We start from the raw sequence: 10,389 nt of genomic DNA, 5'->3' as shown, positions 1-10,389 counted from the left end.
GGCTGCGGGTGACCGACGCGGCGGGCACCGCCCAGCCGGTCGCGCTGACCGGCGAGTGGTCGATGGTCGACGCAGTCGGCGAGGCGCCGGTGCCGACGAGCGCCGTCACCCCCGGCGGGGTGGACGCCGACTACGGCATCGCGCTGACCGAGGGCGGCCGCTTCGCCCGGCAGCCGACGGTCCGCTTCGCCGTCGTACCGGCGGGGGCGGACACGCCGGTGCCGGCGCTGGTCACCCCGCAGGTGCTGGCCGCGCTGAACGTCCGGCCCGGTGACGTCGTGCCGCTCGCCCTCTCCGGGGCGTCCGTGCCGGTGCGGGTGGTCGGCGAACTGGACGCGGTGCCGGGCGTCACCGAGGCCGGCGGGGCGCTGCTGATCGACCTGCCCGCCGCCACGGACTGGCTGGTGCGGCAGCGGGCCGCCGTTCGTGCGGTGCCGGAGTGGTGGCTGCGTACCGACGACGGCGGGCACGCCGCCGCCGCGGCGGCGATCCGGGAGCTGCCCGGCGTGACCCTCCTCGACCGGCGGGCGGCCGCCGAGGAGACCGCCCGCGACCCGTACTGGCGGGGCGCGCGGACCGGGCTGCTCGCCGCGGCCCTCGGCTCGGTGCTGCTCGCCCTGGTCGGCCTCGCCGTGGACGTGTGGGCCACCGCCCGGCACCGGCTCGCCGAGTTCGCGGTCCTGCACACCCTCGGCGCCGGACCGCCCCTGCTGGCCCGCGCGATGCTGGCCGAACAGACCTTCCTGGCCGGCATCGGGGTCGCCGTCGGCCTGTTGGTCGGCGCGGGAGTGGGCGCCACCATGGCACCCTTGGTGATCCTCACCCCGAGCGCCGGCCGACCCGTGCCGGAGGCGGCCTTCACCCTGCCCTGGACGCCGATCGGCCTGACCGCGCTCGGGCTGCTGCTGGCCGCCCTGGCGTGCAGCGCCGTCCTGGCCACCGGCATCCGGCAACGTGTCGCGGCGGCCCAGCTGCGGATCGGGGGAGAACGATGAGCGTCCTGGCCGTGCTGCGCAGGGTGCGCGCGTACGGGGGGCACTTCCTGCTCCTCGCGGTGCTGGCGCTGGTCACCGCGCTGCTGGTCACCGGGATGCCGCGGGTGGCGGACCGGCTGTCCGGCCAGGGGCTGCGCGAGCAGCTGGCCGACCTGCCGGGTCTCCGCCGCGACGTGCTCTACCAACGGCCGGCGGAGCCGCAGCCGGGCACGAGCCGGGTGGCCGCCACCCACCGGGCCAGCCTGGACTCGCTGCTGGCGGGGATGCCCGCGCCGGTACGCGAGGTGGTGGGCGAGCGCTGGTACGTCGCCGACACCGAGTTCGGTCGGCTGAAGGGACCGGAGCTCACGGCCGACAAGGGTCTGTTCGACCTGAGCCTGCGCACCATGACCGGGCTGCGGGAGTCGGCCACCCTGGTTGACGGCCGCTGGCCGGGGGAGGGGGCGGAGCGGGCCGCGCCGGTCGAGACCGTGCTCGCCGAACCGGTCGCCCGGCAACTCGGCCTGCGCACCGGTAGCCGGCTGCGCCTGGCGCTGCTCGATTCCGACGATCGGGAGTTCGCCGGCACCACCGTCGCGGTGGTCGGCCTGTTCCGACCGGTCGACGCCGGCGGCGGTGCGTGGGACGCGCTCCCCTCGGCGCTGCGGCTCACCCCACCGGTCGGCGACGGCGAGCCCTTCCAAGTGGTGGGGCTGACCGACGACGCCGGCTTCGACGACCGGGCGGCGGCCGGCTGGGCGGTCGGCTTCAGCTGGCGCTACCGGGTCGACCCCGAGCGACTCACCCCGGGTCGCCTCGAGGCGGTGCTCGACGGCATCGCCCAACTGGACCGGGAGCGCCCCGCTGGGCTGCTACTCGCCCAGGGCGTCGACATCCCGCTGCGGCAGTACGCGGATTCGCTCGCCGCCGCCCGTACGCTGCTGACCATCATCGCCGCCGGGGTGCTCGCCACCCTCGCCGGCCTCACCGTGCTCGCGGCCCGGCTGGCGGTACGCCGCCGCCGCGACGAGTACGTGCTGCTGCGGGCCCGGGGCGGTTCGAGAACCGCCGTCGTGGGGCGCGGCCTGGCCGAGTCGGTGCTGGTGGTGCCGGCCGCCGCGGTGGCCGGCTGGCTGCTCGGCGGTCTGCTCCCCGCCGACCCGTTGGGCGCCGGCACACCGGACGCGGCGAGCCGGCTGACCCTGCTCGCGGCGGTGCTGGCCACACTGGCGTTGCCGGTGGCGGTGCTGACCGGTCAGCGCGACGGCGGGGGCCGGCGGGACCTGCTGCGCGCCCGGGGCGGCGCGGGCCGGCTCACCGTCGAGGTCACCTTCATCGGCCTGGCCGCGCTCGCCGCGTTTCTGCTGCGCCGAAGGGGACTCGCCCTCGGCGACGAGGTGGACCCGCTGCTGGTGTCGGTGCCCGTGCTGCTCGCGGTCGCCGCCGCGCTGCTGGCGCTGCGCGCGTACCCGTGGCCGTTGCGGCTGTTCAGCCGGCTGGCCGCCCGGGCGCGCGGCGCGGTCGCCTTCCTCGGCACCGCCCGCGCCGGTCGGGTCGGAGTGGCCGCGCCGCTGGTGGTGGTCGTGCTGGCGATCGCCACGGCGGCCTTCTGCGGGGTGGTCGCCGTCGGTATCGAGGACGGGCGGGACCGGGCGGCGACCCGGACGGTGCCGGCCGACGCGCTGGTCAGCGGTGACCGGTTCGCCCCGGACACGGCGACCGAGCTGGCCGGGCTGCCCGGGATGCGGGCGGTCACCCCTGTGCTGGCCACCCCCGGGCAGCGGCTCTACGCCGACTCGGAGGGGAGCCCCGGCGGGGCGGGCGAGGCGTACGTGCTGCTGGTGGAGCCCGCCGGTTTCGCTGAGGTGGCCCGGCGCTCCGGGCTCGACGCGGCGGTGCCCGCCGCGCTGCGGGCCGGCGGGGACGCCACGACGGCGCTGCCCGCGCTGGTGTCGCCGGACTTCGCCGCCGCCCTCGCCGACGCGGAGCTCGCCGACGGCGCGGGCCGCCGGCCCGGCTGGGTGGACGTGCAGGGCAACCGGCTGCCGTTCCGGATCGCCGGCACGGCGGAGGAGTTCCCGCTGATCCCCGGCGGGACGGGGCGGTTTCTGGTGCTGCCCTGGCCGGGGCTGCCCGCCGACGCCCCGCACCCGCTCGCGCCGACCGGCTTCCTGCTCGCCGCCGGGGACGCCACGGTGGACCCGGCGGCGGTGGGGCGGGTCGCCGAGGAGGGACAGGCCCGCTACCAGACCAGCGGCGCGGTGACCGGCGGAAAGCGACCGCTGCCCCCGCAGGTGACGACCTGGGCGGCCGAGCGGGAGCGGCTGGGCGGCAGCGGGGTCAACGGGCTGCTCGTCTTCGGCTTCGCCACCGGCGCGGCCGGCGGCGGGGTGCTGGGGCTGCTCGCGCTGGCGTTCGCGGTGCTCGCGGGTGCCCGCGGCCGGGCACAGGTGCTGTCCCGGCTGCGCACGATGGGGCTGTCCCGCCGGCAGTGGCGAGGCCTGCTGCTGGTGGAACTCGCCCCGCTGGTGGTGGTCTCGGTGCTGACCGGCGCCGTGGTGGGCGCTCTGCTGCCGCTGCTGCTCAACCCGGTGCTGGGGCTGTCCGCGTTCACCGGCGGGGCGCCGGTGACGGTGCGTTTCGAACCCGGCCTGGTGGCCGGGGTGCTCGGGCTGGCCCTGCTGGCGCTGGCCTTCGCCGTCGCGGTCGAGGCCGTGAACAATCGTCGGATGCGCCTCGGCGAGGTGCTCCGGCTCGGAGAGGAGAGCTGAGATGACGGCTACCGCCGAGACGTCCGCCGTACCGGATCTGGCCGCGTTGCAGCGGCGGGCCGCGCAGCGCGCGGCCGAGCGGGCCGGCGGACAGGACCGCCTGCGCGGCCACATCGTCTGCGACGGCCTGGTCCGCATCTTCAAGACCGAGGGTGTGGAGGTGGTCGCCCTGCAGGGGCTCGACCTGGTCATCGACCGGGGTGAGCTGGTGGCGATCGTCGGCGCGTCCGGCTCCGGGAAGTCGACGCTGCTCAACATCCTGTCCGGGCTGGACACGCCGACCGCCGGGATCGCCCGGGTCGCCGACTACGACCTGCTCGCCCTCTCCCACCGGCGGCGGTTGAGCTACCGGCGGGACGTGGTCGGCTTCGTCTGGCAGCAGACCGGCCGGAACCTGCTGCCGTACCTGACCGCGCGGGAGAACGTCGAGCTGCCGATGAAGCTGGCCGGCCGCTCCGGTGGCCGGCGGGCCCGGCGGCGGCGGGCCGAGGAACTGCTCGACCTGGTCGGGGTGGGCTACTGCGCCGACCGGCGTCCGGGCCAGCTCAGCGGCGGTGAACAGCAGCGCTGCGCGGTGGCGGTGGCGGTGGCGAACGACCCGGAGATGCTCTTCGCCGACGAGCCGACCGGTGAGCTGGACGAGGCCACCGGTGCGGAGGTCTTCGCCGCGCTGCGCACCATCAACGCCGAGCTGGGCGTGACCATCGTGGTGGTCACCCACGACCAGGCCGTGGCCACCCAGGTCCGCCGGACCGTCGCGATCCGCGACGGCCGGACCTCCTCTGAGGTACGCCGGACGGCGCGGATCGGCGCCGACGGCAGCACCGAGCTGGTCAGCGAGGAGTACGCCGTGCTCGACCGGACCGGCCGGATGCAGCTGCCGGCGTCCTTCGTCGACGCGCTGGAGCTGCGCGACCGGGTCCGCCTCAACCTCGAACCGGACCACGTCGAGGTCCGCCCCGGCGACCGCACGCCGGAACAGAACGGGAGTGACGCATGAGCGAGCAGGTCTCCGCCGGCCGGGCCGGTGCCGCGGCCGTGGTCGACGAGGTGGTCCGGGTGGAGGGGGTCAGCCGGACCTTCGGCCGGGGTGAGCACGCCGTGCACGCGGTGCGGGACGTCTCCTTCGTGGCCGGCCGCGGTGAGCTGGTGGCCGTCCGGGGCCGCTCGGGTGCCGGCAAGACCACCCTGCTGAACCTGGTCGGCGGGCTGGACCGGCCGGACAGCGGCCGGGTGCACGTGGCCGGGCACGACGTGACCGCCGCCGGTGAGGCCGAGCTGCTGCGGTTGCGCCGGGGCACGGTGGGCTTCGTGTTCCAGACCTTCGGGCTGGTGCCGATCCTCTCCGCCGCGGAGAACGTCGGCGTGCCGCTGCGGCTGGCCCGGGTGCCGGCGGCGGAACGGGAGGAGCGGGTGGCCGTGCTGCTGGAGCTGGTCGGGCTGGGTGGGCACGCCGCGCAGCGGCCGTACGAGCTATCCGGCGGGCAGCAGCAGCGGGTGGCGGTGGCCCGGGCCCTGGCCAACGAGCCGGCCCTGCTGATCGCCGACGAGCCGACCGGCCAGCTCGACTCGGAGACCGGACGCTCCATCATGGACCTGCTGCGCGCGGTGGTGCACGCCCGGGGCATGACGGCCCTGGTCGCCACGCACGACCCGGCCCTCATCGAGCTGGCCGACCGCACCCTCACCCTGCGCGACGGCCACCTGGTAGACGCCTGACTCCCCACCGCGCCTCCGCGCCCACTGCACCTGGGAAGTGGACGACCAGCACCCGGTGGGCGGACGCTATCGACCTGATGACGTAAACGAATCACCCGCCGGCCGGCGCCCCTCGCCAACCCCCACCCGTGCGCCCGCAGGCCCGCACCGGGCCGCACTCACCCCGGTGATCAAGAAGTTTGCGTCGGAATCCGTCCTCACGGCGACGCAAACCTCTTGATCACCGGGGTGGGGGAGCGGTGGGGTGGTCAGAGGGGGAGTTTCATGCCCTCGTGGCTGGCGACGAAGCCCAGGCCGCAGTAGAAGCGGTGGGCGTCGGCGCGGGTCTTGTCGGTGGTGAGCTGGACCAGGGCGCAGCCCCGCTGCCGGGCCTGGTCGACGGCCCACTCCATCATCCGCCGGCCCAGCCCCCGCCCGCGCAGGTCGGAGCGGACCCGTACCGACTCGATCAGGGAGCGCTCGGAGCCGTGCCGGCCCAGCCCCGGGATGTACGTGATCTGCATGCAGCCGACCAGCTCGCCCGCCTCGTCGGCGACGATCAGGTGGTTGCGCGCGTCGGCGGTGATGTCGGCGAAGGCCCGCTCGTACGCCGCGTCGACCTCGGTGAAGTCCCGCGCCTTGCCGAGCACGTCGTCGGCGAGCAGGGCGATGACGGCGGGCAGGTCCGCCCGGACCGCCTCCCGGAAGATCACATCGGTCATGGCCGCAGCCTGCCACAGCGACACTCGACGATGTGCGGGCGTGGCTTGCCTTAAGCGGGCAGCATGGTGCGGCATGGAGCCCCTGCTGCTGCCCTTCCGGTGGATCTACCGGGGACTGGTCTGGTTCGCGAACTCGCCGCGCACGCTGATCATCTCGTACCTGCTCATGATCGTGGTGGCTGGCGTCATCTACGGCCAGGTGGAGAACGCCAGCGCCGCCGACGCGATCTGGTGGGCGGTGGTCACCGCCTCCACCGTCGGGTACGGCGACATCTCGCCGACCACCTGGGCGGGACGCTTCCTCGCCGCCCTGCTCATCTCGACGATGGTGCTGCTGGTCATCCCGCTGATCACCGCGCACTTCGCCAGCCGGCTCATCGTCGACGACGACGCCTTCGAGCACGACGAGCAGGAGGAGCTGAAGCACGACGTCCGCCGGATGCGGGTGCTGTTGGAGGAGCTGGCCACGCGGTACGGCATCGACCTGCCCGAGCCGGAGCGGCGTCAGCCGCTCAACGCGCCGGACAGCGGAGCCCCTCTCTGGGAACGGTCAAGGAGATCAGGTAAGCGTCCACCGCGTTCGTGACGCAGGTCGTCTGCGCGTAGGCGGTGTGCCCCTCACCCTCCCAGGTCAGCACCCGCCCCACGCCGAGCATCGAGGCCAGCCGCGGCGTCTGCTCGTACGGGGTGGCCGGGTCGCCGGTGGTGCCGACCACCAGGATCGGCGGTGCGCCGACGGCCTTGCCGGTCGGGTACGGATCCCGCTGCCCCGGCCACTGGGCGCAGCCCAGCATCCCGACCGCCAGGGCCGGCCCGAACAGCGGGTACTTCTGCCGCCACTGCGACTGCACCTGCCGGATCTGCTCCAGGCTCGGCTTCTCGGTCTCGTCCGCACAGTTGATGGTCAGGTTGGCGTCGAAGAGGTTCGAGTAGCGCCCATCCTCCTCCCGGCCGGCGTACGCGTCGGCGAGCCGGAAGACGTCGGCCGGGTCGCCGCCCTCCAGCTTGTCGATCGCCCGGCCCAGCTCCTCCCAACCCGACTCGGTGTAGAGCGAGGAGATGACCGCGTAGAAGACCCAGCCCGAGGTGGCCTCGCGGCCGCCTGAGCCGCGCACCGGCGAGACCTTCGCCTTGTCGATCGCGGCGGTCACCGCCGCCCGGGCGTCCGGGGCGATCGGGCAGCGGCCGGCGTTGGCCGCGCACCAGCGGGTGAAGTTGCCGAACGCCCGCTCGAACCCCTTGGCCTGGCTCTCCGAGCCGGCCACCAGCTTCTGCTGCGGGTCGACCGCGCCGTCGAGCACCAGCGCGCGCACCCGCTGGGGGTAGAGCTGGGCGTACGTGGCGCCGAGCAGGGTGCCGTAGGAGTAGCCCAGGTAGGTCAGTTTCTCGTCGCCGACCGCCGCGCGTACCGCGTCCATGTCCCGGGCGGCCTGCTCGGTGCCGTAGAGCGGCAACTGGTCGCCGTACTTGTCGCCGCAGCCGGTGCCGATCTTCCGGTTCAGCGCGACGTAGTCGTCGAACAGTTCCTGGCTGGCCGGGTCGGGGTCGAAGCCGAAGCTGGTGTCCAGGTCGGCGTCGGAGATGCACTTGACCGGGCTGGAGCGGGCCACCCCGCGCGGGTCGAAGCCGACGATGTCGAACCGGTCGGTGATCGAGGCGGGCAGCCCGCCGAACGCCTGCCCGAAGGAGAGATAGACGGCGGTGTCCACGCCGGAGCCACCCGGACCGCCCGGGTTGATCACGAGGGAACCGATCCGGTTCCGCTGCTTCGACGAGCGGGCCCGCAGCAGCGAGATCTCGAAGGTCTCCCCGCCGCCCGGGCCGGCGGTCGCGCCGCCGCCGGTGCCCCAGTTGCGCGGTACGGCGATCTTCGCGCACTCGTACCGCATCCCCGGCGCGCCGCGCCCCACCAGGTCCTCCGCGACCTCCGGGCAGTCCCGCCAGGTCGGGGTGCTGCCCGGCGCCGCGGCCCCGCCCTGCGTCTCGGTGCGGGGCGCGAGGGCCGGCAGCGTGCACCCGGCGGCGAGCAGCGCCGCCGCGGCGAGCCCGGCGACGGTGAGCCGGACCCGGCGGACGAGGTGGGCAGTGGGGGTCACCAGCGAGCCTCCATGATCGTGTCGACGGCCAGGCTACGCGGGGCCGGCGGCGGCCGGCTCCACGGTGGCCGTCGGGTCGCCGCGCAGGACCTGGTCCACGTCGAAGCGGACCGGCCGGTCGAGCTGGTCGTAGCGGCAGGACCGGGGGTCGCGGTCGGGTCGCCAGCGGACGAACCGGGCGGTGTGCCGGAACCGATCGCCCTCCATCGCGTCGTAGCCCACCTCGAGGACCAGCTCGGGGCGCAGCGGCTCCCATTCGAGGTTCTTGGTGCCGGTCCAGCGGCTCACCCCGCCCGGGATGCGCTGGCCACGCTCGTGGTCGCCGTGCACCCACGGGTGCTCGTCGCCGATGTCCCGGTAGGGGGCCAGCTCCTCCAGCAGCTCCGCGCGCCGGGCCATGGTGAACGAGGCGCTCACCCCGACATGGTGCAGCACCCCGGCGTCGTCGTAGAGGCCGAGCAGGAGCGAGCCGACCACCGGGCCGGACTTGTGCCAGCGGAAGCCGGCCACCACCACGTCGGCCGTCCGGGCGTGCTTGACCTTGAACATCGACCGCTTGCCCGGCTCGTACGGCAGCTCGGCCGGCTTGACGATCAACCCGTCCAGCCCGGCGCCCTCGAACACGTCGAACCAGCGGCGGGCCGTCTCCGGGTCGGTGGTCACCTGGGTGACGTGCACCGGCGGGCGGACGCCGGCCAGCGCCTGCTCCAGCCGGGCCCGTCGGCGCGGGTACGGCTCGTCGAGCAGCAGCTCGTCGCCGAGGGCGAGCAGGTCGAAGGCGACGAAGTCGGCCGGGGTCGTCTCGGCCAGCAGCTTCACCCGGGAGGCGGCCGGGTGGATGCGCTGGGCGAGCAGCTCGAAGTCGAGCCGGGGCTGGCCGCCCGGGCCGTCCCGGCGGATCACGATCAGCTCACCGTCGACGGCGCACCGCTCGGGCAGCTGCCGGCGGGCCTGCTCGACCACCTCGGGGAAGTATCGCGTCATCAGCTTGCCGCCCCGGCTGGCCAGCTCGACCTCGTCGCCGTCGCGGAACACGATGCACCGGAAGCCGTCCCACTTCGGCTCGTACGTCAGGCCGGGGTCGGTGGGCAGCTTGGCCACGCTCTTGGCCAGCATCGGCTCCACTGGGGGATTGATCGGCAGGTCCACGGCGACCAGTCAATCAGACGGTGCCGACAGTCGTGAGGCAGATCACCGGCGGTGGCGGGGCGGCGTGTCCGGAGTCCGTCCCGTCCGTCCCTCCCGTACGAATCACGTTTGCGCAGCTCAGAGCTACCGTCGCCGGGTGGAGTGGGTGTGCTGCTGCTGCGGGCGGTGGCGGGTCAGCGTGGAGCTGATCCGGGGCCGGCAGCGCTATCGGCTGGTCCGCCGCTACCCGGCCGAGTTCGGCGGCGGCAAGGACGTGCTCGGCGAGGTCGGCACCGTGACCGAGCTGGAGGAGCTGCTGCGCCGGCGTACCCCGCTCGACCTGGCCGACCTCCGCGAAGCCGCCTGACCCCCGCCCCCCTCAGGGCCCGCTGCGAGCGGGGCTGACCAGCGGCTTCTCCAGTACGGCCAGCCGTACCCCGTTCGGGTCCGGCCGGTGCCCGGCGACCCGGTAGCCGTGCCGCGCGTAGAACCGCAGGTTGCCCGCGCTCTCCGCGCCGGTGAAGAGTTCGAGCCGGGCGGCCCGCCCGGCGCACGACGCCTCGACCGCGCCCAGCAGCGCGCCGCCGATGCCACCACTCTGCTGGTCCGGGGCGACCGAGAGCCGTCCGACGTGGGCGGTGTCGCCGGTCACCCGGGCGCGCACCGAGCCGACCAGCCGGTGCCCGGCCCGCGCGGCGAGCACGATCGTCGGCCCGGCCAGCACCGCCCGCACCTCGTCGAGGGTCTCGGTCAGCGGCGGCAGGAGCGGATCGTTGTAGCGCTGGGCCTCGGCGACGTAGGCGGCGCGCTGCACGGTAAGGATCTCCCCGGCGTCCGCGACGCCGGCCCGTCCCACGATCACCTCGCTCACCACCCCACCACCCCACCACACCGCCCCCCAGCCGCGCCGCCGGCCCGCCCGCCGTCCCCACCCCCGCTCGCCCACCTCCCCAACGCGTCGATCATGTTGTTGTTGTCGGCGGCCGCGGCGTGTCGGGAC

Annotated in this window: 10 protein-coding genes; 6 read left to right on the top strand and 4 right to left on the bottom strand. The window is 75.0% G+C overall.

Features of this window, described 5'->3' with window-relative positions; translation table 11 throughout:
- The 4 genes from KBX37_RS31795 to KBX37_RS31780 form a co-directional block, all read left to right on the top strand.
- A partial coding sequence (locus tag KBX37_RS31795; RefSeq protein ID WP_307849290.1) for an FtsX-like permease family protein occupies positions 1 to 995 on the top strand: 995 nt, incomplete at its 5' end.
- Positions 992 to 3,745 (top strand): FtsX-like permease family protein, encoded by a 2,754-nt coding sequence (locus tag KBX37_RS31790; protein ID WP_210779541.1) that lies wholly within the window; start codon positions 992 to 994, stop codon positions 3,743 to 3,745. The genes KBX37_RS31795 and KBX37_RS31790, both read left to right, overlap by 4 nt.
- A gap of 1 nt (position 3,746) precedes the next feature.
- Entirely contained in the window at positions 3,747 to 4,745 is a 999-nt protein-coding gene (locus tag KBX37_RS31785; protein WP_210779540.1) for an ABC transporter ATP-binding protein, read from the top strand.
- The gene (locus tag KBX37_RS31780; protein ID WP_210779539.1) at positions 4,742 to 5,464 is read left to right on the top strand and encodes an ABC transporter ATP-binding protein; all 723 of its coding nucleotides are present in this window, start codon (positions 4,742 to 4,744) and stop codon (positions 5,462 to 5,464) included. Before KBX37_RS31785 ends, KBX37_RS31780 begins: the two co-directional genes overlap by 4 nt.
- A gap of 248 nt (positions 5,465 to 5,712) precedes the next feature.
- Here the strand turns inward: KBX37_RS31780 and KBX37_RS31775 are convergent, their stop codons facing one another.
- A complete protein-coding gene (locus KBX37_RS31775; RefSeq protein WP_210779538.1) occupies positions 5,713 to 6,165 on the bottom strand; it encodes a GNAT family N-acetyltransferase in 453 nt (150 codons plus the stop codon).
- Between the two features lie 73 nt (positions 6,166 to 6,238).
- On the opposite strand from KBX37_RS31775, the gene KBX37_RS31770 reads away from it, so the two are divergent.
- Complete coding sequence (locus tag KBX37_RS31770) at positions 6,239 to 6,751, top strand: potassium channel family protein (RefSeq protein WP_210779537.1); 513 nt, start codon at positions 6,239 to 6,241, stop codon at positions 6,749 to 6,751.
- Here the strand turns inward: KBX37_RS31770 and KBX37_RS31765 are convergent.
- Together KBX37_RS31765 and KBX37_RS31760 are read right to left on the bottom strand one after the other, a co-directional pair.
- Positions 6,678 to 8,261 (bottom strand): alpha/beta hydrolase, encoded by a 1,584-nt coding sequence (locus tag KBX37_RS31765; protein ID WP_210779536.1) that lies wholly within the window; start codon positions 8,259 to 8,261, stop codon positions 6,678 to 6,680. The two genes, KBX37_RS31770 and KBX37_RS31765, sit on opposite strands and share 74 nt — an antisense overlap.
- Positions 8,262 to 8,294: 33 nt before the next feature.
- On the bottom strand, positions 8,295 to 9,410 hold the full coding sequence (locus KBX37_RS31760) for an ATP-dependent DNA ligase (protein WP_210779535.1): 1,116 nt from the start codon (positions 9,408 to 9,410) through the stop codon (positions 8,295 to 8,297).
- 136 nt (positions 9,411 to 9,546) lie between these two features.
- Here KBX37_RS31760 and KBX37_RS31755 point away from each other — a divergent pair, with 136 nt between their 5' ends.
- Complete coding sequence (locus KBX37_RS31755; RefSeq protein WP_088963283.1) at positions 9,547 to 9,756, top strand: hypothetical protein; 210 nt, start codon at positions 9,547 to 9,549, stop codon at positions 9,754 to 9,756.
- Positions 9,757 to 9,768: 12 nt separating this feature from the next.
- On the opposite strand, the gene KBX37_RS31750 is transcribed toward KBX37_RS31755, so the two are convergent.
- Positions 9,769 to 10,260: a GNAT family N-acetyltransferase gene (locus tag KBX37_RS31750; protein WP_210779534.1), complete on the bottom strand. Its 492-nt coding sequence runs from the start codon at positions 10,258 to 10,260 to the stop codon at positions 9,769 to 9,771.
- Positions 10,261 to 10,389: the final 129 nt, after the last annotated feature.

This window comes from Micromonospora sp. U56, assembly GCF_018070095.1.
GTDB classification, from domain to species: Bacteria; Actinomycetota; Actinomycetes; order Mycobacteriales; family Micromonosporaceae; genus Micromonospora; species Micromonospora purpureochromogenes.
Note: the sequence above shows the minus strand (reverse complement) of the source record. Positions and strands in the feature narration are given on the sequence as shown.

Bases quoted from the DNA above. Each gene is read 5' to 3' on its own strand.
- KBX37_RS31790 (WP_210779541.1), top strand. From the start codon at position 992: ATGAGCGTCCTGGCCGTGCTGCGCAGGGTGCGCGCGTACGGGGGGCAC.
- KBX37_RS31785 (WP_210779540.1), top strand. From the start codon at position 3,747: ATGACGGCTACCGCCGAGACGTCCGCCGTACCGGATCTGGCCGCGTTG.
- KBX37_RS31780 (WP_210779539.1), top strand. From the start codon at position 4,742: ATGAGCGAGCAGGTCTCCGCCGGCCGGGCCGGTGCCGCGGCCGTGGTC.
- KBX37_RS31775 (WP_210779538.1), bottom strand. From the start codon at position 6,165: ATGACCGATGTGATCTTCCGGGAGGCGGTCCGGGCGGACCTGCCCGCC.
- KBX37_RS31770 (WP_210779537.1), top strand. From the start codon at position 6,239: ATGGAGCCCCTGCTGCTGCCCTTCCGGTGGATCTACCGGGGACTGGTC.